At 68.0% G+C, this 24,775-nt stretch carries 19 protein-coding genes; 14 read left to right on the top strand and 5 right to left on the bottom strand.

Annotated features, from left to right (window positions below; genetic code table 11):
• Window positions 1–133 precede the first annotated feature (133 nt).
• The 12 genes from WS75_RS16360 to WS75_RS16305 all read left to right on the top strand — a co-directional run bounded on the left by WS75_RS16360 (window position 134) and on the right by WS75_RS16305 (window position 14,789).
• The gene (locus WS75_RS16360; RefSeq protein ID WP_059681425.1) at window positions 134–616 is read left to right on the top strand and encodes a VOC family protein; all 483 of its coding nucleotides are present in this window, start codon (window positions 134–136) and stop codon (window positions 614–616) included.
• Window position 617: 1 nt separating this feature from the next.
• Entirely contained in the window at window positions 618–1,844 is a 1,227-nt protein-coding gene (locus WS75_RS16355) for an FAD binding domain-containing protein (RefSeq protein WP_059681424.1), read from the top strand.
• Window positions 1,845–1,926: 82 nt separating this feature from the next.
• The gene (locus tag WS75_RS16350; protein ID WP_059681423.1) at window positions 1,927–2,286 is read left to right on the top strand and encodes a DUF485 domain-containing protein; all 360 of its coding nucleotides are present in this window, start codon (window positions 1,927–1,929) and stop codon (window positions 2,284–2,286) included.
• Window positions 2,283–3,926: a cation acetate symporter gene (locus WS75_RS16345; protein ID WP_059681422.1), complete on the top strand. Its 1,644-nt coding sequence runs from the start codon at window positions 2,283–2,285 to the stop codon at window positions 3,924–3,926. The genes WS75_RS16350 and WS75_RS16345 overlap by 4 nt, the downstream gene beginning before the upstream one ends.
• A 28-nt stretch (window positions 3,927–3,954) precedes the next feature.
• Window positions 3,955–5,091: an amidohydrolase family protein gene (locus tag WS75_RS16340; RefSeq protein ID WP_257129398.1), complete on the top strand. Its 1,137-nt coding sequence runs from the start codon at window positions 3,955–3,957 to the stop codon at window positions 5,089–5,091.
• A 174-nt stretch (window positions 5,092–5,265) separates the two neighbouring features.
• Window positions 5,266–6,390: an FAD binding domain-containing protein gene (locus WS75_RS16335; protein ID WP_059681420.1), complete on the top strand. Its 1,125-nt coding sequence runs from the start codon at window positions 5,266–5,268 to the stop codon at window positions 6,388–6,390.
• A 414-nt stretch (window positions 6,391–6,804) separates the two neighbouring features.
• Window positions 6,805–8,085: a c-type cytochrome gene (locus WS75_RS16330; RefSeq protein ID WP_059681419.1), complete on the top strand. Its 1,281-nt coding sequence runs from the start codon at window positions 6,805–6,807 to the stop codon at window positions 8,083–8,085.
• A complete protein-coding gene (locus WS75_RS16325; protein ID WP_059681418.1) occupies window positions 8,082–8,582 on the top strand; it encodes a (2Fe-2S)-binding protein in 501 nt (166 codons plus the stop codon). The genes WS75_RS16330 and WS75_RS16325 overlap by 4 nt, the downstream gene beginning before the upstream one ends.
• The gene (locus WS75_RS16320) at window positions 8,582–10,843 is read left to right on the top strand and encodes a xanthine dehydrogenase family protein molybdopterin-binding subunit (protein ID WP_059681417.1); all 2,262 of its coding nucleotides are present in this window, start codon (window positions 8,582–8,584) and stop codon (window positions 10,841–10,843) included. The genes WS75_RS16325 and WS75_RS16320 overlap by 1 nt, the downstream gene beginning before the upstream one ends.
• Window positions 10,844–10,919: 76 nt before the next feature.
• Window positions 10,920–11,837 carry a LysR family transcriptional regulator gene (locus WS75_RS16315; protein WP_059681416.1) on the top strand — a complete coding sequence of 306 codons (918 nt, stop codon included), beginning with the start codon at window positions 10,920–10,922 and terminating at the stop codon, window positions 11,835–11,837.
• 468 nt (window positions 11,838–12,305) lie between these two features.
• Entirely contained in the window at window positions 12,306–13,523 is a 1,218-nt protein-coding gene (locus WS75_RS16310; RefSeq protein ID WP_059681415.1) for an MFS transporter, read from the top strand.
• A gap of 153 nt (window positions 13,524–13,676) precedes the next feature.
• A complete protein-coding gene (locus WS75_RS16305; protein ID WP_059681414.1) occupies window positions 13,677–14,789 on the top strand; it encodes an alkene reductase in 1,113 nt (370 codons plus the stop codon).
• 86 nt (window positions 14,790–14,875) lie between these two features.
• Here WS75_RS16305 and WS75_RS16300 read toward each other — a convergent pair whose 3' ends face one another.
• From WS75_RS16300 to WS75_RS16290, 3 genes are all read right to left on the bottom strand, one after another.
• A complete protein-coding gene (locus WS75_RS16300) occupies window positions 14,876–15,547 on the bottom strand; it encodes a hypothetical protein (protein WP_059681413.1) in 672 nt (223 codons plus the stop codon).
• 96 nt (window positions 15,548–15,643) lie between these two features.
• Window positions 15,644–17,533, bottom strand: a complete 1,890-nt coding sequence (locus WS75_RS16295) for an amidohydrolase (RefSeq protein ID WP_059681412.1) — start codon at window positions 17,531–17,533, stop codon at window positions 15,644–15,646.
• 164 nt (window positions 17,534–17,697) lie between these two features.
• Complete coding sequence (locus tag WS75_RS16290; protein ID WP_059681441.1) at window positions 17,698–20,589, bottom strand: ATP-binding protein; 2,892 nt, start codon at window positions 20,587–20,589, stop codon at window positions 17,698–17,700.
• Between the two features lie 398 nt (window positions 20,590–20,987).
• Here WS75_RS16290 and WS75_RS16285 point away from each other — a divergent pair, with 398 nt between their 5' ends.
• On the top strand, window positions 20,988–21,899 hold the full coding sequence (locus tag WS75_RS16285; protein WP_059681411.1) for a helix-turn-helix domain-containing protein: 912 nt from the start codon (window positions 20,988–20,990) through the stop codon (window positions 21,897–21,899).
• 39 nt (window positions 21,900–21,938) lie between these two features.
• On the opposite strand, the gene WS75_RS16280 is transcribed toward WS75_RS16285, so the two are convergent.
• Window positions 21,939–22,880, bottom strand: coding sequence for an MBL fold metallo-hydrolase (locus WS75_RS16280; protein WP_156429809.1), 942 nt, complete (start codon window positions 22,878–22,880; stop codon window positions 21,939–21,941).
• A 199-nt stretch (window positions 22,881–23,079) separates the two neighbouring features.
• Window positions 23,080–23,730: a DsbA family oxidoreductase gene (locus WS75_RS16275; protein WP_059681409.1), complete on the bottom strand. Its 651-nt coding sequence runs from the start codon at window positions 23,728–23,730 to the stop codon at window positions 23,080–23,082.
• Between the two features lie 133 nt (window positions 23,731–23,863).
• Between WS75_RS16275 and WS75_RS16270 the strand changes: the two genes are divergently transcribed.
• Window positions 23,864–24,769, top strand: coding sequence for a LysR family transcriptional regulator (locus tag WS75_RS16270; protein ID WP_059681408.1), 906 nt, complete (start codon window positions 23,864–23,866; stop codon window positions 24,767–24,769).
• The last annotated feature ends 6 nt before the right edge of the window (window positions 24,770–24,775 follow it).

The raw sequence follows: 24,775 nt of genomic DNA, 5'->3' as shown, positions 1-24,775 counted from the left end.
GCACCGTGCACCGGCATCCGGCACCGTTTCGGGCCTAGGGTTAACACGGTTCGATTGCGGCTTCTTCTCACCGCTTTTTTCGACTATTATTTATCGAACGATAACTTATCTATCGATAAACAAGAGGTGCACCATGCCAGTATCCCGACTCGCGCACTACTCGATCCGCACGCTCGATCTCGAGAAATCGTGCCGCTTCTACGAACGTGTGCTCGGCTTCAAACGCGGCTATCGCCCGCCGTTCGACTTTCCCGGCGCATGGCTCTACAAGGGCGGCGACGAAGCCGATTACGGCACGGTCCACATCATCGGCGTCGATCCGGCCAACCCCGACGGGCTCGCGGCCTATCTCGGCGACAAGGATCTGCCCGCGACGGGCACCGGAACCGTCGACCACATCGCGTTCCTCGCGACCGGCGTCGAGGCGATGTGGGACACGCTGCGTGCCGAAAACATCGCGTGGCGCGACCGCACGGTGCCGAGCCTCGGGCTGCACCAGGTCTTCATCGAGGATCCGTCCGGCGTGACGATCGAGCTCAACTTCCCTGCCGCCGAGGTCGCGGGCCTGGAACTTCCCGCCACGGCCGCATCGGCCGGCGGCACCCACGGAGACTGACATGAACAACCGCACTTCGACGAATCGCAAGGCCGCCATCATCGGCGGTTCGCTGGGCGGCCTGTTTGCCGCGAATCTGCTGTTGCGCAACGGCTGGGACGTGGACGTGTTCGAACGCGTGCCCGAGGCGCTCTCGGGCCGCGGCGCCGGCATCGTCACGCACCCGGAGCTGTTCGACGTGATGCTCGCCGCCGGCGTGCGCATCGACGAATCGATCGGCGTGAAGGTCGAATCGCGCATCACGCTGGCCGCAGACGGCACCGTGGAGTCGGAACGCAGGCTGCCGCAGACGCTCACCGCGTGGAGCAAGATGTACCACGTGCTGCGCGCCGCGCTGCCCGACCAGCATTACCACTCGGGCGGCGTCGTCACCGATGTCGCGGACGGACCGGATCGCGCATCGGTCACGCTGTCCGACGGCTCGGTCGTGCATGCCGATCTCGTGATCGCGGCCGACGGATTCCGCTCCGCGATTCGCGAGAAATTCCTGCCGGATGCGCAGTTGCAGTACGCGGGCTACGTCGCCTGGCGCGGGCTGGTCGACGAAGCCGACCTGTCGGACGCGACCCACGCGACGCTGTTCGATAAATTCGCGTTCGGCCTGCCGCCGCACGAGCAGATCCTCGGCTATCCGGTCGCCGGCCAGGGCAACAGCACGAAACCCGGCGAGCGCCGCTACAACTTCGTCTGGTATCGCGCGACTCGCGAAGAGTCCGACCTGCCGAACCTGCTGACCGACGAGACCGGCAAGCTGTGGGCGGGCGGCATTCCACCGACGCTGATCCGGCGCGACGTCCTCGCCGACCTGGAAGACGCGGCGCACGCGCTGCTTGCGCCGCAGTTCGCCGAGGTCGTGGCGCGCGCGACGCAACCGCTGTTCCAGCCGATCTACGACCTCGAAGTGCCGAACATGGCGTTCGGCCGGATCGCGCTGCTCGGCGACGCCGCGTTCGTCGCGCGGCCGCATTGCGGAATGGGCGTCACGAAAGCCGCCGGCGATGCGCTCGCGCTCGTCACGGCGCTCGCCACGCGCACCGACACGCTCGACGCGCTGTGCGAATACAGCGAAACGCGCACGGCATTCGGTGCCGCGATCGTGCAGCACGCGCGCCACCTCGGCGCCTACATGCAGGCGCAACTGAAAAACGACACCGAACGCGAAATGGCCGAGCGCTATCGCACGCCGGAAGTCGTGATGCGGGAAACCGCCGTTCCGCCGCATTTCTGATCGGGCACGGACGCGGCGTGCGCGACGCGCGGCGCCCTCTGCCCGTTGCCCGGCCCGGATACCCAAACCAAAAGGAGACACCGTGAACCACCCCATTCCGGCTGCCGCCGGCACCGCGCCCGACCTGGACGCGCCGGCGCAGGCCTCGCATCCGCTGCTGCGCGATGCCCGCTTTCGCGATCTCGTCAGGCGCAGAAGGCTGTTCGCCTGGTCGCTGACACTCGTCATGCTCACCCTCTATTTCGCGTTCATCCTGACGCTGGCGTTTTCGCCGACACTGCTCGGACAGCCGATCGTGCCGGGCCGGCCTACGCCATGGGGCATTCCGATCGGGTTCGGCATGTTCGTCGTCACGTTCGCACTGGTCGCGCTTTACGTGTATCGGGCCAATTCGGCATTCGACACGATCGTCGCGTCCATTCGTCACGGAGGCGATCAATGAAACGCCTGCTCCTCGCATCGATCTTCTTCGTCGTCGCCGCCGGCACGGCGCCGGCATTCGCGGCCGGCCCCGCGACGCTGGCGCATGGACACAATCCGGTCGCGATCGGCATGTTCCTGCTGTTCGTCGCGTCGACGCTTTTCATCACGCGCTGGGCCGCGCGCAAGAACCACAGCGTGGCCGACCACTACGCCGCGGGCGGCAAGATCACCGCGTTCCAGAACGGCTGGGCGATCGCCGGCGACTACATGTCGGCGGCGTCGCTGCTCGGCATCTCCGCGCTGGTGTTCACGAGCGGCTACGACGGCCTGATCTATTCGGTCGGCTTCCTCGCGAGCTGGCCGATCATCCTGTTCCTGATCGCCGAGCCGTTGCGTAACCTCGGCAAGTACACGCTCGCCGACGTCGTGTCCTATCGCCTCCGGCAACAGCCGATCCGCGCGTTCGCGGCCTCGAGCTCGATCGTCATCGTGCTGCTGTATCTCGTGTCGCAGATGGTCGGCGCGGGCAAGCTGGTCGAGCTGCTGTTCGGCCTGAACTACACCGTCGCGGTGCTGTTCGTCGGCGTGCTGATGGTCGTCTACGTGTTCTTCGGCGGGATGCTGGCGACGACCTGGATCCAGATCATCAAGGCCGTGCTGCTGCTCGCCGGTGCGGCCTTCATGGCGATCATGGTGCTGAGCCGTTTCGGCTTCAGCCTCGATGCGCTGTTCGCGCAGGCGATTCTCGTCCATCCGAAACACGCGGCGATCATGCGCCCCGGCGGCCTGGTATCCGATCCGGTCTCGGCCGTGTCGCTCGGCCTCGCGCTGATCTTCGGCACGGCGGGCCTGCCGCACATCCTGATGCGCTTCTTCACGGTCGGCGACGTCAAGGCGGCCCGCAAGAGCATCCTCTATGCGACCGGCATCGTCGGCGCCGGTTACGTGCTGATCCTCATCATCGGCTTCGGCACCATCGCGCTCGTGGCGTCGGACCCGCAATACCACGACGCGTCCGGCGCGATCACGGGCGGCGCGAACATGGTGGCGATCCATCTCGCGCATGCGGTCGGCGGCAACGTGTTCCTCGGTTTCATCTGCGCGGTCGCGTTCTCGACCATTCTGGCCGTGGTCGCCGGACTGACGCTCGCGGGTTCGTCGGCGATCTCGCACGACCTCTATGCGAACGTGCTGCGTCGCGGTCAGGCGTCCGATCGTGAGGAAATGCGCGTGGCCCGCGGGACGACCCTGGTACTCGGCGTGCTCGCGATCCTGCTCGGCATCGCGTTCGAGAAGCAGAACATCGCGTTCATCGTCAGCCTCACGTTCTCGATCGCGGCAAGCTCGAATTTTCCCGTGCTGCTGCTCTCGATCTACTGGCGCGGCCTGACGACGCGCGGCGCGGTGCTGGGCGGCCTGACCGGGCTCGCGACCGCCGTCACGCTGACCGTGCTGAGCCCGACCGTCTGGGTGCAGGTGCTCGGTCATGCGCATGCGGTCTATCCGTACGAATATCCGGCGCTGTTCTCGATGGCGGCGGCATTCCTCGGCGTCGTCCTGTTCTCCGTGACCGATCGCTCGGCCCGTGCGCAACGAGAGCGCGCGCAGTTCGACACGCAGCTCGTCGCATGCGAAATGGGCATGACGCAACGCGGCTGAGCCGCGCGATCCGAACTATCGATATCCCATGAGAAACCACACGATGAATTGCACGTGCTGCATGTCGCCGGCCCGGCGCCGCGTGCTCGGCGCGTTTGCCGCGCTCGCCGGTACGGCCGTCGCCGGACGCCCCGCATCGGCAGCCGACACCGCGAGCGCAACGACCGCCGTGACGCCGCATCGGCCCCGTTCGATCGACATCCACGCGCATTACTACCCTGAAAGCTTTTGCGATCTGGTCGGCGGTGAAGGCAAGCGCTTCGGTGGCGCGTTCACGTGCGACGATGCGTCGTTCACGTTCCGGACGCCCGCCGGCGGCCTCGGGCCATTGCCGATGAAGTTTATCGACGTCGACCAGCGGCTCAAGGACATGGACGCATCCGGCGTCGACGTCCAGGCGCTGTCGCTCAGCGTGCCGATGGCCTACTGGGGCGACCGGCCATTCAACGCGAAGCTCGCGCGCGACTGGAATTCGGCCGCGTCGCGCGTCTACCAGCGGCACCCGACGCGTTTCGTCGTCCTCGCGACGCTGCCGATGTTGAACGCCACCGATGCGATCGACGAACTCGAGCGCGCGGCGCAGTTGCCGGGCGTGCGCGGCGTGTACATGGGCACCAACATCGACAACCGCGATCTCGACGATCCGCTGTTCGCGCCGGTCTTCGCACGCATCGAGCAATTGGGCCTGCCCGTGTTCCTGCATCCGCAGCAAACGGTCGGCGGCGCGCGACTCGGCGATTTCTACCTGAGCAACCTGCTCGGCAATCCGTTCGATACGGCGATCGCGGGCTCGCACCTGATCCTGGGCGGCGTGCTCGACCGCCACCCGACCCTGCACGTCACGCTGCCGCACGCGGGTGGCGCGTTGCCGATCCTCGTCGGGCGCCTCGACGCGGGCTGGACCGCCCGCCCCGAAACGCGCCGGCTCGCGCAAAAGCCCAGCAGCTACCTGCGGCGCTTCAGCTATGACACGGTGTCTCATTCGGGCCCCGTGCTGAACTTCCTGATGGAGAACGTCGGGGTGGACCGGCTCGTGCTCGGCAGCGACTACTGTTTCGACATGGGTTACGAGCAGCCGGTCCGCTTTCTCGACCGCCTCGACCTGACGGCGGAACAGCGTTCGATGATCCTCGGCGGCAACGCGGGCAAGCTGCTGAGAATCTAGCGCGAACGTTCCGACCTGCGTTGCGTGGGCGCCGGACGACGCCTGCACGCTCGGCGCAGCCCGTTGCCGGACATGGCATCATCCGGCGAGCCGTGAGGACTGGCGTGCGACGCCACGCATCACGAAAGCCGGCCGGCAATGCACGCTGCGATTCGAACACGGGGGTCACGCACGATGAAGATAGTCATTGCAGGCGGTTCGATCGCCGGCCTCGCGGCCGCGCTGACGCTCGATTGCATCGGGCACGACGTCACGGTCTGCGAGCGCTCGCACACCCCGCTGCGCGGCCAGGGCGGCGGCGTGGCCGTGCTGCGACGCATGATGTCGTTTCTCGAACAGCACGGACGCCATTGCCGCCAGATGATCAGCGTGCCGACGCATCGGCGGCGCTGGATCGATCGCGACGGCATCGTCACGCGCGATGAACCCGAAATGCTGCCGTTCTCGTCGTGGGACGCCGTCTATCGCTCGCTGTGCGAGACGCTGCCGCGCAGGCGCATCCACTACGGCCGCACGGTCACCGGTTTCGACCAGGACGCGGACGGCGTCGACGTACACGTGGACGACGACCGCATCCGCGCGGATGTGCTGATTGCCGCCGACGGTTCCGGTTCGAACCTGCGCGCGCGCATCTTCCCCGGCTATACGCCATCGTTTGCCGGTTATCTCGCGTGGCGCGGCATCGTCGACGAAGCCGATTTCGACGCCGCCGCGATCGAGTCGCTGATCGAGAACATGACGCTGCACAAGGCGCCGGGCGAGCTGTTCATGGCGTTCCTGATTCCCGCGCTCGACGGCTCGCTCGCGCCGGGCGCGCGCCGCTTCAACTGGCTGTGGTATCGCAACGAAGCCGATCCCGACGCGCTGCGCCGCCACCTGACAGATCGGAACGGCAACGTCCATCACGCGTCGGTGCATCCGGGGCAGCTTGCCGACGACACCGTCGCGACGCTGCGGCAACTCGCCGTCGAACGGCTGCCTGCTTCCCTGTCGCAACTGGTGCTCGCGACGCGCGCGCCATTCAACCAGGCGATTGTCGACGCATTGAGCCCCGGCTTCGTCGACGGCCGCGTCGCGCTGATCGGCGACGCGGCCTGCACCGTGCGCCCCCATACGGCGTCCGGCACGTCGAAGGCGGCGAGCGATGCCGTGTCGCTCGCCGAAGCGCTGCCGGCGGACGCGACCGACGTCGTCGAGCGCCTCGCGCAATGGTCGACGCGGCGGCGCGAGGAGGTGACGTCGTCGCTCGACAAGGGTCCGCAACTTGCCGCGGCGTTCGGTCTCGGCACGTCGCGCTGACGCATGAACGCGAGCGCCGGAACGGTTCGTGCGCCTGTTCAGAACGTTTCAGCGTAGCTTCAGGATTTGGCGCCGGCGCCCACTTAGACTGCCACCATCGGCCACCGCGCTGGCAAGCGCCCGCGCGCAGCCCCACCCCTGGAGCAAAGACATGATCTCCGCCGCGAATCGCTGCCGCCCGGCAGGCCTGTCATGGCCGAATCGATCGGCGATGCAGCGCCGTCATCCGGCAATGCCGACCGGAACGCCCGTCGCAAGCACGCGCACGCCGGGCCGCACACGTTGGGCCGGCCGCCGCGGCAACCGGGCGGGCGCAGCCGCGTGCGATCGTTATCCGTGCATGCACGGTCGACACACCGTCCATTGCCCCGCCTGTCGAACGACGCCGGATGAACCGGTTCGCGTGGAGCACGCATGAAGCACAAACGACTCTGGATCGGCGCGGCAGGCGTCGCGATCATCGGCCTGGCGGCCGCAATCGGCATCATGTACCGGCCGTCGATCGCGCCGATCGATCCGCCGGCCCGCGCGTCGTTCGATCCGCAACTGATCAAGGCCGGCGCACGCGTGGTCGCGCTGGGCGACTGCGTCGTCTGCCACACCTCGAAGGACGGCAAGCCGTTCGCCGGCGGGCTGCCGCTCGCGACGCCGTTCGGCACGATCTACGCGACCAACATCACGCCGGATGCGGACACCGGCATCGGCCGCTGGTCGCAGGCCGCCTTCGCGCGCGCGCTGCGCAGCGGCATCGCCCGCGACGGCCACCCGCTCTACCCGGCCTTTCCGTACATTCACTTCACGCGGATGTCCGACCAGGACATCGCGGCCGCGTACGCGTACCTGATGACACGCGAACCGGTTCAAGCGAAGACGCCGGCGAACGACCTGATCTTCCCGCTCAACTTCCGGCCGCCGGTCGCGTTCTGGAACATCCTGTTCCTGCGCGAAGGCGCGTACCAGCCGGACCCGTCGCAGTCCGCGCAATGGAATCGCGGCAAGCTGCTCGTCGATGGCCTCGGACACTGCGCGTCGTGCCATTCGCCGCTCAATGCGATCGGCGGCGAGGAAGCGGGCAAGGCGTTCGACGGCGGCATCGTCGACGGCTGGGAAGCCCCGCCGCTCAATACGCTCGGTAACGCCGTCCACCCGTGGACGCAAGCGCAACTGGTCACGTACCTGCGCACCGGCCGCGCGAGCGAGCATGGCGCAGCCGCCGGACCGATGCTGCCCGTCACGCGCGATCTCGCGACGGTGCCGGTCGAGGATGTCGAGGCCATCGCGACCTATATCCTGTCGATCCAGAAGCCGGCCGCCGCACGGCCCGCGACGACCGTCGCCGATCGCCATGCGACGACACCTGCCGGCCAGCGCGGCGCGGTGCTGTTCCAGGCGTCGTGTGCACAGTGCCACGGGCCGGCATCGCCGATGCAGTCGATCGGCGAGCGGCCGACGCTCGCGTTCAGCACGGCGATCGCCGCCGACACGCCGCGCAACGCGATCCAGATGATGTTCAACGGGATCGGCTGGCATGGCGAGGACACGCTGAACTACATGCCGTCTTACCTCGACCAGTACGACGACGCGCAGATCGCGGACCTCGCCGCATACATCCGCGAAACGTACTCCGACCGCCCCGCGTGGAGCGGCATCGACACCCTTGCCGCGCAGCTCAGAAAGGAGGACCGCACGCAATGATCACCCTCACCGTGAATGGCGTGCGGCACACGCTCGACATCGATCCGTCCACGCCGCTGCTTTACGCGCTGCGCAACGACCTGCACCTGCACGGCGCGAAGTTCGGCTGCGGCCTCGGGCAATGCGGCGCGTGCACCGTGATCGTCGACGACAAGCCGATGTTCTCGTGCCTGATCCCGGTGGCCGCGCTCGGCGAGCGCCGCGTCAGGACCATCGAAAGCCTCGGCACCGCCGAGCATCCGGGCAAGCTTCAGCAGGCATTCATCGATCATCAGGCGGCGCAGTGCGGTTATTGCATCGCGGGCATGATCATGCGCGCGCAGACGCTGCTCGAACGCAACCCGAAACCGACCGAACGCGAGCTGCGCACGCACATGGAACCGAACCTGTGCCGTTGCGGCACCCACATGCGGATCCTGGCGGCCGTGCGCCAGGTCGCCGGGCTGCCGGAGCCGGAACCGTCTGCCGCGCCCGTCATGATCAACAAGGAAATCTGATGAACGCACCCGACGACATCGACGAAGGCCGCCGGCACTTCATGGTTTCCGGTGCGCTCTTCGTCGCGTTCACCCTCGCGCCGGCCGCACGCGCGCTCGCCGAGGTCGTGATCGCGGACGAAGGCGCCGCCGTCCACGTCGCCAAGGCCACCGAAACGCTGGCCGGCAGCCTGAAGACCAACCCGCTGCTGGACGCGTGGATCAAGATCACGCCCGACGGCAAGGTCACCGTGTTTACCGGCAAGGTCGAGCTCGGCACCGGCGTGCGCACCGCATTACTGCAGGTGGCCGCCGAGGAGCTGAACATGAAGCCCTCGCTGATCACGTTCCTGACCGCCGACACCGGCGCGTCGCCCGACGAAGGCCTGACGGCCGGCAGCCACACGATGGCGGACAGCGGCTCCGCGTTGCTGAACGCCGCCGCGCAGGTGCGCGGGCTGCTGGTCGACGGCGCCGCGAAGCAGTTCGGCGTCGATCCGCGCACGCTGACCGTCGCCGATGCCGTCATCAAGGCGCCGGACGGCCGCACGATGCGCTACGCTGACGCGGTGCGCACCGTCGACCTGCACCGCAACGCCACGCCGACGTCGCCGCTGAAACCGCCGGCCACGTTCGCCGTGATCGGCACGTCGCTGCCGCGTGTGGACATTCCGAACAAGGTCACGGGCGGCGTCAGCTACGTGCAGGACATGGACCTGCCCGGCATGCTGCATGCGCGCGTCGTGATGCCGCCGGTGTACGACGCGAAACTGCTGTCGTTCGACGAAGCCGCGATCCTGAAGATGCCCGGTGTCGCGCGGATCGTGCGCAACGGCAGCATGCTCGCGGTCATCGCGCAGGGCGAATGGCAGGCGGTCGTCGCGCAGCGCGCGCTGTCCGCCGGCTGCCGCTGGTCGCCCGGCCGGGCGCTGCCCGATCCCGCGACGGTTCATCAGGACCTGAAGCGGATCGCGACGCAGCGCATCGAGATCGCCAACACGCATGCGCCGAGCGCGCCGGCGACGAAGACGCTCTCCGCCACGTTCCTGAAGAACTACCTGCTGCACGGCTCGATCGGGCCGTCCTGTTCGGTCGCGCATCTCGAGAACGGCACGCTGACCGTGTGGACGCACTCGCAGGGCGTGTATCCGCTGCGCGACGCGCTCGCCGAGATGCTGTCGATGCCGAAGGCGAACGTGCGCTGCATCCACACCGAGGGCTCCGGCTGCTACGGGCACAACGGTGCGGACGACGCGGCCGCGCATGCGGCGCTGATCGCGGCCGCGATGCCCGGCAAGCCGATTCGCGTCCAGTGGATGCGAGAGCAGGAACATACGTGGGACCACTTCACGCCGGCGATGATCACCGAGCTCAGCGCGTCGCTCGACGCGAGCGGCCGCATCGTCGACTGGAACTACGCGCTGTGGAGCAGCTCGCACAACGAGCGCATCGTCAACGCCGGCCGGCTGCTGCCCGCGCGGATGCTCGAACCGCCGTTCGTCTCCGCGCCGTCGACGCCGATGCTGCAGCCCGAGGGCGGCGGCGATCGCAACGCGATCCCGCTGTACGCGCTGCCGAACATGCACATCGTCAACAACTTCTCGCCGACGATGCCGCTGCAGACGTCGGCGATGCGCTCGCTCGGCGCGCACACGAACGTCTGGGCGATCGAAAGCTTCATGGACGAGCTGGCGCACGCCGCCGGCGTCGATCCGGTCGAATTCAGGCTGCGCCACATGCAGGATCACCGCGCGAGCCAGGTGATCCAGCTCGCCGCCACCAAATTCGGCTGGCCGCGGCCGCCGCGTGCACGCAATCGCGGCGTCGGCTTTGCGTTCGGCAAATACAAGAACCTGATGGCCTACGTCGCGATCGCGGTCGAGGTGTCGGTCGTTCCGGAAACCGGCCAGGTGACGCTCGAACGTGCGGAAGCGGCCGTCGACGCCGGCCAGGTCGTATCGCCCGACGGCATTCGCAACCAGATCGAGGGCGGCATCATCCAGTCCGCGAGCTGGACACTGTACGAGGCACTGAAATACGATACGCAACGCGTGCGCAGCTTCGACTGGAGCAGCTATCCGATTCTCCGCTTCGACGCCGCACCGCAAAGCATCAAGGTGCATCTGATCAATCGTCCGGGCGCACCGTTCCTCGGCGCGGCCGAGGCGTCGATGGGGCCGACCGCGGGCGCGCTCGCCAACGCGATCTTCGACGCGACCGGCCAGCGCCCGCGCGAAATGCCGTTTGCCGGTGAAGGGCTCAGGAAACGCATCGACGCATAGCGGCATCATACGACTACAACAAATCGCGCCGGCACGAACCGGCGCGGGCAACAAACAGGCTGGAGATTTCTGAACGATGGATACCTTGCTTTCGATGCGCGTGTTTACGCGCATCGTCGAGACGGGCAGCTTCACGCGCGCGTCGGACACGACCGGGCTCACGACGCCGCGCGTGTCCGCGCTGCTGAGCACGCTCGAGCAGCATCTCGGCTGCCGGCTGCTGAACCGCACGACGCGCCGTATTTCGCTGACCGAGGACGGGCAGGCCTATTACGAACGCTGCGTCGGCGTGCTGCGCGAGATCGACGACATGGAAGCGGCCGTCTCGCAGGCGCGCAACGTGCCGCGCGGCCGGCTGAAAGTGAACCTGCCGCCGGCCATGGCCAAGCAGATCATGGTGCCCGCCCTGCCCGAGTTTCTCGCCGCCCATCCGGGCATCTCGATCGAGCTCGGCGTGACCGATCGCCAGATCGATCTCGTCGGCGAGGGTGTCGATTGCGTCGTGCGGATCGGCGCGCTCGACGATTCGGGGTTGGTCGCGAAACGGATCGGCAGCCTGACCACCTGCACGTGCGCGGCCCCCGCGTATCTCGAACGATGCGGCGCACCCGAGACGGTGGACGATCTCGCTCAGCACATCGCGGTCACCCACATCTCGGCCGATACGGGCCGCCCGCGGTCCTGGGACTACGTCGTCGACGGCGAAACGCGGATCATCCAGATGTGCGGCACGGTCGCGGTCAACGACGCCGACACCTACATCGCGGCCGGCGTCGCGGGCATCGGCCTGATCAAGACCTCGCTGTACCTGGTCGAGCCGTATCTGCAATCGGGGCGCCTGCGCGAGGTGCTGACCGATTTCAACACGCCGCCCCGGCCGATCTCGATCCTCTATCCGCCGAATCGGCATACGCCCGTCAAGCTCAAGGTCTTCGTCGACTGGCTCGCGGGGCTGTTCGCGCAGATTCCGACGCTGCAGGGCAAGCGCGCTTGAAGCCGGCAGTCGACACCCGCCGTTGAAACCGATCGTCCGCGCCGCCGCGCGCACCAAATGAATCAAGTGAATTAAGACGCGATTTAGGACTATTCAGTCCGCTCGATCCAGACTGCTCTCATCGGGCTTCGCGAACCGCGACATCCGCGCCGGAGGCCCGTTTCGAGAGGCGCGTCATGAAGATCGCGATCGCCACGCCGTCCGTCCCGGCCGGTTTCGATGTCCTCTGTTCCGCCTTCGCCAGTGGCCGCATCGTGTCGGCCGGCGAAGGTATCCACGCATGAACCCGCCCACGATCTGCCCCCTTTGCGTGCCACGCAATGCTCGATTGCGCCCCGGACGTATTCCCTTGTTATCGATCGATCAATAATCTTGACGGCAATGCAGCGGCGTCCGTTTCGCCGCGACGGCAATCGTAGCGCCCGCCCGATGAACGGGCACCCGACCTCACTTTTCAAGGAGTCGACCATGTCAGCAGAATCCACCCCGGTTGCAGCCCACGGGCACGCGACCAAGCTCACGCAGGGCCTCATCCTGCTGTTCGCGTTCAGTTGCGGCGCGATCGTCGCAAACCTGTATTACGCGCAACCGATCACCGAGCTCATCGCGCCGAGCCTGCACATGTCCGGCGGAACCGCGAGCCTCATCGTGTCGCTGACGCAGATCGGCTACGCGCTCGGCCTGTTCTTCATCGTGCCGCTCGGCGACCTGCTCGAGAACCGCAAGCTGATGATCGTCACGGCCGTCGTGTCGATCGCGAGCCTCGCGGCCGCCGCGGTCGTCCAGACGCCCGGGCTGTTCCTCGCGATTTCGCTGCTGGTCGGCTTCAGCTCGGTTGCCGTCCAGATCCTGGTGCCGCTCGCCGCGCACCTCGCGCCGGATCATTCGCGCGGCCGCGTGGTCGGCACGATCATGAGCGGGCTGCTGCTCGGCATCCTGCTCGCGCGCCCGCTGTCGAGCGTGGTGGCCGACGCGTTCGGCTGGCGCTTCGTGTTCGCGGCCGCCGCCGTGCTGATGACGCTCGTGACGGCCGTGCTCGCGCTGACGATCCCGTCGCGCCAGCCCGATCATCGCGCAACCTACTTCGAACTGATCGGCTCGCTGCTGCATCTGGTCCGCACGATGCCGGTGCTGCGCCATCGCGCGTTCTACCAAGGTCTGATGTTCGCGTCGTTCAGCCTGTTCTGGACCGCCGTGCCGGTCGAGCTGACGCGTCACTACGGGCTGTCGCAATCGGCCATCGGCCTGTTCGCGCTCGTCGGTGCGATCGGCGCGACGTCGGCGCCGGTCGCGGGCCGCCTCGCGGATGCCGGCCACACCGTGCGGGCGACGCTGATCGCGCTGGTCGCCGGCACGCTGTCGTACGCGGTTGCGTTGATCCACGGTGCCGGCCTGTATGGCCTCGTCGTCACGGGCATCGTGCTCGACTTCGCGGTGCAGATGAACATGGTGCTCGGCCAGCGCGAGATCTATGCGCTGCATGCGACGAGCCGCAACCGCCTGAACGCGCTGTACATGACGAGCATCTTCGTCGGCGGCGCGGTCGGCTCCGCGCTCGCCAGCCCGCTGTACGAGCATGGCGGCTGGTCGCTCGTCGCCGCTGTCGCCGGCGCATTCCCGATCATTGCGCTTGCTCACTACCTCGTGATCGGGCGTCCGCACGCCGAACGCCACGCACAAGCCTGAACCGGCGCCGGCACCGGTTCACGCGCGAATCCCGCCCGGGCCGTTCGCGCGCCGGAACGCTGCCGGCACGTCACCCGCATCCCAACCGAACTTTCCGCAGGGCCCGTCACACGATACGCGGCGTCGCCCTGCTCCACGCAAAAGGAATCCATCATGTCTTCCCTGCTCAGCAACTACGATCTGCGCGGCCTGCCGCTTCCGAACCGTGTCGTGATGGGGCCGATGACGCGTTCGCGCGCGCCGTCGCGCGGCCAGCCGACCGAACTCATGGCCGAGTACTACGCGCAACGCGCGTCCGCCGGCCTGATCGTCACCGAGGCGACCAACGTCAGCCCGGCCTCCGCGTCGTTCGAACTGACGCCGGGGCTCGTCACCGACGAGCAGGCGGCCGGCTGGAAGCAGATCACGGACGCGGTCCACGCGAACGGCGGCCGCATCTTCGCGCAGCTGTGGCACGGCGGCCGGGTCAGTTCGCTGACGCTGCTCGGCGGCGACGCGCCGTTGTCGCCGTCCGGCGTCAACGACGATCTCGAGCACTTGCAGGTGTGGGCGCAGTTGCAGAACGGCTACTACACGAAGATTCACGCGACGCCGTCGCGCGCGATGACGACGGACGAAGTCGCCGGGACGGTCGACGAATTCCGCCAGGCGGCCGTCCGCGCGATGGCGGCCGGCTTCGACGGCGTCGAGATCCACGCGGCCAACGGCTACCTGCCGCACCAGTTCCTGTCGTCGACGCTGAACCGCCGCGACGATCGTTACGGCGGCTCGGTCGCAAATCGCGCGCGCTTTCTCGAGGAAATCGTCGATGCGGTCGGCGGCGTGATGCCGCTCGACCGGGTGGGCGTGCGCATCTCGCCGTACGCGAAGTACAACAACGTGCGCGACGCCAATCCGGATGCGACGTATGCGTACGTCGGCCGCATGCTCGACGAAGCCGGCGTCGCCTACGTGCACGCGGCGGATACCAACGGCTGGAGCGGCGAGCCCGATCTGCCGCGCATCGTCGAGAACACGCGCAAGCACTTCGGCGGCACGCTGATCGTCAACGGCGGCATCGCGCCGGATGCCGCGAATTCGCTGATCGATGCGGGCGACGCGGATCTCGTCGCATTCGCACGTGCGTATATCGCGAACCCCGATCTGGTCGAACGCCTCGCGGCGAATGCGCCGCTCGCCGCGCCGAAGACGGTCGGCTGGTATGGCGGCGACCGCGCCGGATACGTCGACTATGCGCGTCACGACGTGGCAAGCCGGACCGCCTGAGCCCGCACCGGCGGCCGCCCGGCGCGACAATCGCCGGGCCGCCCCGACGGCCGACGAAGCCGGCCGGATCGTCCGGAACTAACCCTTCAGGCGTCTTTCCAGCGCGCGCCCAGCACGCGTCCGCAGAAATTCGGCCGGTGAAAATCCGGATCGGCCCGCTCGAGCACATCCGCGCTCCACGTGCCGAACGTCGACGCCGGCCGGTGCGCGACCCCGCGTGCGATCGCGTCGAGAAACGCATCGCTGAACCCGTCGCCGCGCGGGTACGCGGCGAGCAGCGCCCGCCGCTCGTCGGCCGAATACGCGTCGAAGTCGGTTGCCATCAGGTCGGTCGACACGGCGGACGCCAGCGCACGCGCGAGCGGCGACACGCGCGCGGACACGCCAGGCGTCGTATGCAGTGCGATCGCGCGCCACACGTCGTCGCGCATGCGCTGCGACGTCTGATGGCGCAGCAGGAACGCCTGCGCGGCATCGGCGCTGTCGAGCTCGTAGCGCTCGGTCGAGCGGCCATACGCGGTGCTCAGTCCCATGTTCGCGTACATCGCGGCCACGTACAGCGCATCCGCATCGAGTGTCTCGCCTGCCCGGCGCGCAGCCAGCGACGCGAGGACGAACACCCGGCAAGCGTGATCGGTGATCACCTGCGGTAGCGACGCGCATGCCGCTTCGACGGCCTCGATCGCCATCGGCGTCCGGGGAATGCGGACGCCGGCGACTTCGTCACCGGCCCGTGCGCAGGTGTGCGCAGAACTCATCTCGTCTCCTTCTGCCCCGCGCCGGGGGCGAATAATCATTCATTCATCGCGCGACACGTGCCAGGATAGCCGGCCTGCCCGTTGACCGACGCCATCCTAAAACGCGACACCGGGTTGACCGAATGCTTCGCACTGCTCGACAGCCTCCCGCGCGGCCACATGAAGGCGCTGCGCGAAACGGCGCCCGCGACCGCGCGCAAAACCGGCGTCCGGGCCGTCGCCGGCCGCCGCGCGCGGCTGCGCCGACGCGGCCGGACGACGTTGGCCGATTCCGCCGGCGCCGCCGAATTCGGCCACCGGCGACCACGCCGGGCTGACCGGCAGCGGCGGCGGCGCGAGCGGCGCGAACTCGTCGTCCGCATGCACGACCTTGCCGTCGACGACCGTCAGCACCGATGACAGCGACTTGATCCGCGGTTCGTCGATCGTGAAGTAGTCGTCCGTCAGCACCGCGAAGTCCGCATACTGGCCGGGCACCAACGCGCCCTTGCGATCGTCCTCGTTCGAGAACCATGCACTGCCGACCGTGTAACGGCGCAGCGCTTCCATCCGGCAGAGCCGGTTGTGTTCGGGATAGAGCGCCGTGCCGCCGACGGTGCGCCCGGACACCATCCAGTACAGCGAGACGAACGGGTTGTAGCTCGCGATGCGCGTCGCATCGGTGCCCGCGCCGACCGGCAGCCCGGCCGCCAGCATCGCGCGGATCGGCGGCGTGCGCGTGGCCGCTTCCGCGCCGTAGCGCGCAATGAAGTACTCGCCCTGGAACGCCATCCGGTGCTGGACCGTCACGCCGCCGCCGAGCGCGGCGATGCGCGCGATGTTCGCATCCGAAATCGTCTCGCAGTGATCGAAGAACCAGCGCAGCCCGTCGAACGGCATGTCGCGGTTCACGGCTTCGAGCACGTTCAGGAAGCGGCCGATCGATTCGTCGTAGGTCGCGTGCAGCCGGAACGGCCAGCGATGCCGCACCAGCAGCCGCACCACCGAGGCCAGTTCGGCCTCGAGCACGTCGGGCAGATCGGGGCGCGGTTCGAGAAAATTCCCGAAGTCGGCTGCGGAGTACACCAGCAGTTCGCCCGCGCCGTTCATCCGCAGGAACGCGTCGCCGTCGCCGGGCTTCGCCAGCGTCACCCAGCGCGCGTAGTCGTCGAGTTCCCGTCCGGGATGCTGCACGAACAGGCTGTATGCGATGCGCACCGTCAGTTCGCCGCGTTTCGCGAGCGCCAGGATCGCGCCGTAGTCGTCCGGAAAGGCCTGGAAATCACCGCCGGCGTCGATCGCGCTCGTCACGCCGAGGCGGTTCAGTTCGCGCATGAAGTGCCGCATCGAATTCATCTGGTCGTCGTGACCGAGCTTCGGGCCCTTCTCGAGCGCGGTGTGCAGGACGGCCATGTCCGGTCGCGCGATCAGCATGCCGGTCGGCCTGCCGAGGCGATCGCGCTGGATTTCGCCGCCGGGCGGATCGGACGTGTCGCGGCCATAGCCGATCGCGCGCAGCGCGGCCGCGTTCAGCAACGCGCTGTCGCCCAGGTGCATGATGAAGACCGGCGTGTCGGGCGCGATCGCGTTGAGTTCGGCCACGGTCGGCCCGCGCTTCTCCGCGAACTGGAATTCGGTCCAGCCGCCGACGACGCGCACCCACTGCGGCGCCGGCGTGCGCAGCACCTGGCGGCGCAGCATGGCGAGCGCGTCGGCCAGCGTCGGCACGCCGTCCCAGCGCAGTTCCAGGTTGAAATTCAGGCCGCCGCGAATCACGTGCAGGTGCGAATCGTTCAGCCCCGGAATCACGGTGCGGCCGTTCAGGTCGATGCGAAGCGTGTCGGCGCGCGCGTGGCGCATCACGTCGGGCCCGCTGCCGGCCGCGAGGATCCGGCCGTCCTTCACCGCGAGCGCGGTCACGAACGACTGCCGGTCGTCCTGCGTCGCGATCTTGCCGTTGTATACGATGAGGTCCGCCGATTCCGCGGGTTCCGTCGCCTTAAGCACCGTCCTGCCTCCTGCTTGCGCCCAAAGCCGGCATACGGCCGCACGCGGCAGGCACCCGGACTGACGATACACGGACCATCCACTCCCCCTTGATCATTGAACGATCGGACCGGCAGGCCGCGGCGCGATGGCGCGGCGGCGTCTTGCGCGGGCCCGGCGCGCCGTTACGCCACCTGCTGCATCGCATCCGCCGCCTCGTGCCGCATGCGCGTCCGGGCCGTCGACGGCGTCGTCTCCGGGCGAACGAAGTTCTGCACGCGCGCCAGCCGGCGCACATCGAACGCGCGCGATTGCGGATCGAAATGCCCCGTCAGATTGGCCACCAGCGCCGAAGCCTGCGCGGTACGCCCACGCTCTATCAGGTGATCGGCGAGATCGAGCATGCCGCGCAGCGCCCACATGGCTGCCCCTTGCCCGTTCGCGGTATGGATCCCCATCAGCAGATGACGGTGCCCGTCGGCTTCGCAGGCGATCGCGAGGTCCGCATCGGCGGTGCGCGCCTGTTCGAGCATCGCGAGCCCCCGGGCGCGCAACAGTTCGGGCACGAACAGATGCTCGCCGTGCGCGCGGCAGCGCGCGAGCGTCGCGTCGAGCTTCGTGCAGGCCTCGGCCGCGCGGCCCGTGCGCGTCAGTCCCTCCGCGTACGCGACGGTCAGCGGTGCGAGCGCGCGCCGGAATCCGCTCGTTTCGATGCGCTGCAGCGCAGGCTCGAGCCGCGCGAGACCGGCACCGGGGTGCCCGGTCTGCATGTCGAACTGCCCGGCCAGACATTCCGCGTGACTGAGCCAGATGTCGAACCCGTTCGCCTCGGCGGTCGATCGCAGCGTGCCGAGATAGTCGGAAATCACGTCGTGATCGCCATAACGCAACGCAATCGGCACGGCCGCGGCGCCGAGCACGACGCACAACGCCAGCCCCGCCCCGGCGCGGCGCGCGCATTCGACCGCCTGCGCCGCCAGCCGCATCGCATATTCCGGATCGCCCTGCATCCATACGAGCCGCGTCAGCATCGTCCGGCCGAGCGTCGCGACGTCGATCCCCAGCGCCGCCTCCGCGCACGACGGTTCGCCGGCTTCGGCCAGCTCGTCCGTCGCCGCCTCCAGCCGCTCGCGCGCCTGCGCATGCTCACCGAAGTAATGCAGCGAGGTCGCGACCATCGCGTTCCCCAGCAGCCGCTGCGACCGGTCGCCGCGCCGCTCGGCGGCGCGCTCGAAGCGCGTCGCATAGCGCAACGATTCGTGGATATCGGAGCGCGTCAGCATCGTGTTCCACAGCCCGACCAGCGCACGCGCGTCGAATGCCTCGTCGCCGATCCGGCCCGCGAGCGCGAGCGTCCGGTCCCACATCGCGGTGGCCGTATGCGTATCGCCATCGGTATGCAGCAGTGCCCCTGCATAGGCCGCGCGCAAGCGCATCTCGCGCGCCGCGTCGACGGACGCGGCCCCCCCGGCCTCGATCGCGTCGAGCGCTCGCCGCGCCGGTATCGAACATTCGCGCATCCGCGCCGGCTCCAGCAACGCGAGCACCAACGCGTCCGCTTCCAGCGCCTGCGGCTCGGCCGCCGCAGGCTCGCGCGGTGCCGGCGCGTCGGCGGCGAGACGCAGGCTTGAGAGGTCCGCGGCTTGTGCCTGCGTCTGCATCCGTGCTTCCGCCTGCTCGCGCTCGTAGCGCGCATGACGCTCGGCGATGGCGTCGAATTCGCCCTCGTTGTGCAGCTTTTCGAGCGCATACGCACGCGTCGATTCCGTCAACCGGTAGCGCGCCTGCGTGCCGTCGAACTCGACGGTCACCAGCGACTTCGCGACCAGTTCGCCGAGCACCGCGATCATCTCGGCGGCCGACATGCCGGGCTCCATCGCAACCTCGCGGGCGGCATCGAACGTAAACGGGCCGATGAAGCACGCCATCCGACGAAACAGCGACCGCGCGGCCCCATCCAGCAGCACATAGCTCCAGTCGAACGTCGCCCGCAACGTCTGGTGGCGCGGCAGCGCCGAGCGCAGCCCGCCCGTCAGCAGGTTCAGCCTGTCGTCGAGACGCGACGCGACGATCTCGAGCCCGAGCGTCGCGACGCGCGCGGCAGCCAGCTCGATGGCAAGCGGCAGCCCGTCGAGACGCCGGCAGATGTCGCCGATCAGCCGGATGCCGGCCGGATCGACCGCACAGTCGGGCGTAGCGGCACGGATCCGCGCCAGGAACAGCTCGACGGCCGAATAGCGCTCGATCTCGTCGACGGATGCACCGCCGTCCGGCACCGCCAGCGGACTCACGCGAAACACGGCTTCGACCGAGATATGAAGCGGTTCGCGACTCGTCACGAGCACACGCAGCGATGCGGCGCGCGACGTCAGCGTATCGACGAGGTCGGCAACCAGATCGACGATGTGTTCCGCGTTGTCGAGCACGAGCAGGCCTGGCGACGCGGCGAGCGCATCGCCGATCGGGTCGATGCCCGGCAAGTCGTCCGTCTCGAGTCCCAGTTCCGCGGCAATCGCGAGCAGCACGTCGTCGCGCGTCGCGGCACTCGCCAGCGCCACGAACAGGACGCGCTCGCCGGACCGGCTGCGCAGTTCGTGCGCGACCCGCTCGGCCAGGCTCGTCTTGCCGATGCCGCCCGCACCGACCAGCGTGACGACCGGCGCACGTTCGATCATGTCGACGATCTGCTCGATCTCGGCCTGACGTCCGACCAGCGGAACCGGACGGGCAGCCACGACGGCGTCGTGCGGCAACGCGGTCGCGCGCGGCGGCACCTCGTGTGCGACGGCGGGATTCGCGATCAGCAGGTAACCGCGGCCCGGCACCGTCTTGATCAGGTCGCGGTTCGCGCCCAGCGCCTTGCGCAACGTCGCGACATGGACCTGCAGGCGGTTCTCCTCGACGATCAGGCCGGGCCAGACGGCATCCATGATGTCGTCCTTCGACACGACGGAACCGTTGGCGCGATGCAGTACTTCCAGTATGTCAAGCGCGCGTGCGCCGATACGCAACGACGCGCCGTGGCAGCGAATGTCTCGCTGCTCGAAATCCACCGACAACGTCCCGATCTGGATCATGGCCGCCTCCAGGTTCCCCACGATGACCGCCATGTGAACACGGCAGTTCACCGGGGCGGGAGTGCGCACCCGGCCAGCCCTACGGGCCGGATGCGATATCTCAAAAAGTGGGCCGAGTGTAAACGCCGTATAAATAAAAATCTTGAAGGAAAATGCACTAGCGACCTCCGCATGGGCACGCCCCCGAACCCGCGTCGCGCAAATACAAATGGGGCAACATCGATCGGAATAGCGCCTTCGCGCGCCTGCCGGGCCGGCGCGGCACGAATCGGTTCGCGGCAAGCATTTCGTCAGCCAGCGGACATTTATTCAAGTTATCTTGGGGGCTGCCGGGCGCACCGTATAAACTGCGCGTAAAAATGATCGCGCGCCGTACCCAACCGAAGGATTTTTCCGCCATGCCAGCCTCCCTCGTCGCGCCACCCGCGGCGCCGCCGAAAGACACGCTCGGATGTCTGTCGAGCCTGCTGTCCAAGGATATTGAAAGGTCGGTCGGCGGCCTGAAGCTCCATCGCAAATGCATGCGCGACGAGCAATTCGAGCGTATCGAGATGGCGGCCAGCGATCGCGGCTTCCTGATCGGCGTGTCGCTCAATGGCGGGCACCGGCGCACGATCTACGGCGGGGCCGGCAAATCCGAGCGGCGGTTTCAGCACAACTCGATCTATATTCGCGACTTTTCCCGGAATTTCCGCGCCGACCTGTACGGCAAGTTCGACTTCGTGCTCGTCGAGTTGTCGCACAGCTACCTCGACCATCTCGGCCGCGAGCACGACGGCACGGAAATCGGCGGGCTGACCTGCGCTCCCGACGTGCAGGACGCGGTGCTGGGCCATCTCGCGCACGCCGTCGCCGACAGCCTCGACGCGCCGGGCGCGCTGAATACGCTGTTCGTCGAACAGATGGGCCTCGCGATCGGCACGCATCTGGCGTGCCAATACGGCAGTACGCGCGCGCGCGACCTGCAGCGCAAGGGCGGCGTACTGTCGCCGGCCAAGGCCGCGCTCGCCAAGGAGCTGCTGATGGAAAAGGCGGATCTCGGCGTGTCGATCGAGGAAGTCGCGAACGAATGCGATCTGTCGCGCGGTTATTTCATCCGTGCGTTCTCGCGAACGACGGGACGCACGCCGCATCAGTGGCTGCTCGAACAGCGCGTGATCCGCGCCCGGCAACTCATCGAGACGACCGACATGACGCTCGCGGAAATCGCGGTCGCCTGCGGCTTCTCGGACCAGAGCCACCTGAATCGCGTGTTCGCGCGCATCGTCGGCCATCCGCCCGGCGCATGGCGGCGCGAACTGTCGCGCTGATTCCGTCACGCGCGGCCACTGCTGCCGCGCGCCTTCGCGTCATCGAAGCGGTGTCGTGTCGTAGTTGACCGGCACCCAGTCATACTGCTCCCCGTCCCTGCGCAAATGCCCGAGCCCGGGAAACGCGATGTGCGCGGCACCGACCAGATAACGCTTGTCCACAACGCGTTTCAGCGTATCGCGCCGGGTGCGGCGTGCCGTGTCGGCATCGTTGTCGTACTGGACGGTCGCGTCCGGATCCTGCAACTGGATCGCCGCGACGTGCACGATGTCGCCCCACGCGAGCAGCCCGGCATTGCCGCTCTCGATGAGATAGGCCGTATGGCCCGGCGTATGACCGGGCATCGGCACCGCGCGAATGCCGGGGGCGAGCGTCGCTTCGCCGCGAAACGTCGTGAAGCGCCCGGCCGCGATGTACGGCGCGACCGACGCGGCCGCCGCATCGAAAAACGACGCGAGGAACGCCGGCGCCTGTGCCTTGTTGTCCGGATCGAGCCAGTAATTCGCCTCGATCTCGTTTACGCGGACGACCGCATTCGGAAAGGTCATCCTGCCGTTCGACACGATGCCGCCGACATGATCCTTGTGCAGGTGCGTGAGCAACACTTCGTCGATCTGCCCGGGCGCATAGCCTGCCGCACGCAAGTTGGCGAGCAGCTTGCCGCAGCAATCGCCGTACAGCACGCCGGCGCCGGTATCGACGAGAATCCGCTTCGTTCCCGTATCGACCAGGAACGCATTGATCGACCCCTGCACCGGCGGCTCGAGAAACGCGCGATCGAGATCGCGCCGGATTTCGTCCTTCGACACATCGCGGAAGACGGTATCGATCGGAAACGGATGCGTGCCGTCGGACAGCGCGACGATCTGCAGATCACCGAGCTTCTGCCGATAGAAGCCGGGGGCCTGGTCTCGGCCGCCCGGCCCACCGGCGAACGCGACCGACGCGAGGATGCCGACACACCACGCGACGAGCAGCATGCCGCCCGCGCGCAGGCGCCAGTTCAGGTTCTTCATGTCCGTTTCCCGGTTGCATATCGACGTTGCGACGTTGCGCACCGGCTTGCCGACCCGGCCGGCGAGGTGCGCACGACACCGAGCTTACCGGCCGGGTTCGCAATAATCCTGAGCGCGGCATGAATCGTTCTGAAAGCCTTGCCTCGGCGGCGCCGGCCCGGATTCAGGCGATCTGGTCGAGCGCGCGCTGCGCGTCAATCAATGCATCGCGAAACACGACAGCCGGCTGCGCGCCACTGACGACCGACAGGCCGATGCGCGTCGACGGCACCGAAGCGACGCCTTCACGCACCGCCTCCGCTTCGAGCGCGACCACCGCGTCGAGCCCGTCGCCGGACGCGAGGAACGCACGCACCGCGTCGCCCGGCAAACCGGCGCCCGTCGCAATCTCGACCAGCACGTCCGCGTCGCCGATATCGCGGCCGTCGCGGAAATACGCGGCGAACAGCGCATCGACGAGCGCGACGGCGCTGCCGCGTTGCTGCGCAAACCAGACGAGCCGGTGTGCAAGCCGCGTGTTCGGCGTGCGCGCGATCCGCGCATGATCGAACACGAGGCCCGCCGCGCGGCCGGCTTCGGCCACATGCGCGTCGAGTGCCTGCGAGCGCGCCCAGCTGCCGAACTTCGCGCTCCGGTACGCCTTGCGGTCGATGCCGCCAGCCGGCATCGTCGGGTTCAGTTCGAACGGCACGAACCTGACGCTCACGTTGCCGTCCAGGCCTGCTTCGTCGATCGCTTCCGCGAGCCTGTGCTCCGCGATCCAGCACCACGGGCAGATGAGATCGTAGGTCACCGTTACTTCGAGGGGTTTCATCGCACACTCCTTCCTGTACATTGCCAGTCCTGAAGATAGCGCTTGCGGGCCGGCGATAGAATGCGAACGGCACGCAACGCATCGTTGCGATACGCACAAAGGCACCCAGTCACGAAGTCACAAGGGCGACGACATGGACAAGTTCTCCGCGCTGCGCGCGTTCGTGGAAGTAGCGGAAGCCGGCGGCTTCTCGAGCGCGGGACGACGTCTCGATCTCGCGGCCTCGTCGGTGGTGCGCGCAGTGGATGCGCTCGAGGCGTCGCTCGGCACCGTGCTGCTGAACCGCACGACGCGACAGGTCACGCTGTCCGATGCGGGCGCCGTGTACTACGCACGCGCGAAGCAGCTGCTCGAGGAACTCGCGGAAGCCGACGCACTGGTCGCCGATCGCGGCGACGAGCCGTCCGGGCCGCTGCGCGTGTCGGTGCCGGTCGCGTACGGCATGCGCCGCATCGCGCCGCACGTCGCGGCCTTCCTCGCGCGCTATCCGAAGCTCGATCTCGACCTGCAGCTCACCGACGAACGCGTCGATCTCGTCACCGGCCGGATCGACGTCGCGATCCGGCTCGGCGAAGCGGCCCCGTCCGCGGAAGTCGTCGCGCGACAGCTCGGCACGTTCCAGCGCTATGTCGTCGCGAGCCACGACTACCTCGATGCACACGGCACGCCATCGGCGCCGGGCGAGCTGGTCGATCACGGGTGCCTGCGCTTTCATTTCGGCGGCGACCAGCAGGCGTGGACGTTTGCGGATGGGCACGGCACGACGAAAGTGCTCGTCACCGGGCGCCTCAAATCGAACCACAGCGAAGTGTTGCGCGATGCCGTGCTCGACGGCGCCGGCATCGCGCTGCTGCCCGACTGGCTGGTCGATGCCGACGTCCAGTCGGGCCGCTTGCGCAGGCTCTTCGAACAATACGACGTCACGCCCGATGCGGCGCGCTCGGTCGTCACCGCGCTGTACCTGCCGAATCAGCGCGGCTCGAAGCGCGTCACGGCGTTCATCGATTTCGTCGAGGCGCTCACCGGCGCGCAGCACTGAGCCGCG

This window comes from Burkholderia sp. FL-7-2-10-S1-D7 (assembly GCF_001524185.1).
GTDB lineage: Bacteria > Pseudomonadota > Gammaproteobacteria > Burkholderiales > Burkholderiaceae > Burkholderia > Burkholderia diffusa.
The sequence above is the reverse complement of the archived record's forward strand: the minus strand, read 5'-3'. Positions and strand labels throughout refer to the sequence as shown.

Bases quoted from the DNA above. Each gene is read 5' to 3' on its own strand.
- WS75_RS16320 (WP_059681417.1), top strand. From the start codon at position 8,582: ATGAACGCACCCGACGACATCGACGAAGGCCGCCGGCACTTCATGGTT.
- WS75_RS16325 (WP_059681418.1), top strand. From the start codon at position 8,082: ATGATCACCCTCACCGTGAATGGCGTGCGGCACACGCTCGACATCGAT.
- WS75_RS16330 (WP_059681419.1), top strand. From the start codon at position 6,805: ATGAAGCACAAACGACTCTGGATCGGCGCGGCAGGCGTCGCGATCATC.
- WS75_RS16275 (WP_059681409.1), bottom strand. From the start codon at position 23,730: ATGAAACCCCTCGAAGTAACGGTGACCTACGATCTCATCTGCCCGTGG.
- WS75_RS16345 (WP_059681422.1), top strand. From the start codon at position 2,283: ATGAAACGCCTGCTCCTCGCATCGATCTTCTTCGTCGTCGCCGCCGGC.
- WS75_RS16360 (WP_059681425.1), top strand. From the start codon at position 134: ATGCCAGTATCCCGACTCGCGCACTACTCGATCCGCACGCTCGATCTC.
- WS75_RS16355 (WP_059681424.1), top strand. From the start codon at position 618: ATGAACAACCGCACTTCGACGAATCGCAAGGCCGCCATCATCGGCGGT.
- WS75_RS16290 (WP_059681441.1), bottom strand. From the start codon at position 20,589: ATGATCCAGATCGGGACGTTGTCGGTGGATTTCGAGCAGCGAGACATT.
- WS75_RS16335 (WP_059681420.1), top strand. From the start codon at position 5,266: ATGAAGATAGTCATTGCAGGCGGTTCGATCGCCGGCCTCGCGGCCGCG.
- WS75_RS16280 (WP_156429809.1), bottom strand. From the start codon at position 22,880: ATGCTGCTCGTCGCGTGGTGTGTCGGCATCCTCGCGTCGGTCGCGTTC.
- WS75_RS16340 (WP_257129398.1), top strand. From the start codon at position 3,955: ATGAGAAACCACACGATGAATTGCACGTGCTGCATGTCGCCGGCCCGG.
- WS75_RS16300 (WP_059681413.1), bottom strand. From the start codon at position 15,547: ATGAGTTCTGCGCACACCTGCGCACGGGCCGGTGACGAAGTCGCCGGC.
- WS75_RS16270 (WP_059681408.1), top strand. From the start codon at position 23,864: ATGGACAAGTTCTCCGCGCTGCGCGCGTTCGTGGAAGTAGCGGAAGCC.
- WS75_RS16310 (WP_059681415.1), top strand. From the start codon at position 12,306: ATGTCAGCAGAATCCACCCCGGTTGCAGCCCACGGGCACGCGACCAAG.
- WS75_RS16305 (WP_059681414.1), top strand. From the start codon at position 13,677: ATGTCTTCCCTGCTCAGCAACTACGATCTGCGCGGCCTGCCGCTTCCG.
- WS75_RS16315 (WP_059681416.1), top strand. From the start codon at position 10,920: ATGGATACCTTGCTTTCGATGCGCGTGTTTACGCGCATCGTCGAGACG.
- WS75_RS16285 (WP_059681411.1), top strand. From the start codon at position 20,988: ATGCCAGCCTCCCTCGTCGCGCCACCCGCGGCGCCGCCGAAAGACACG.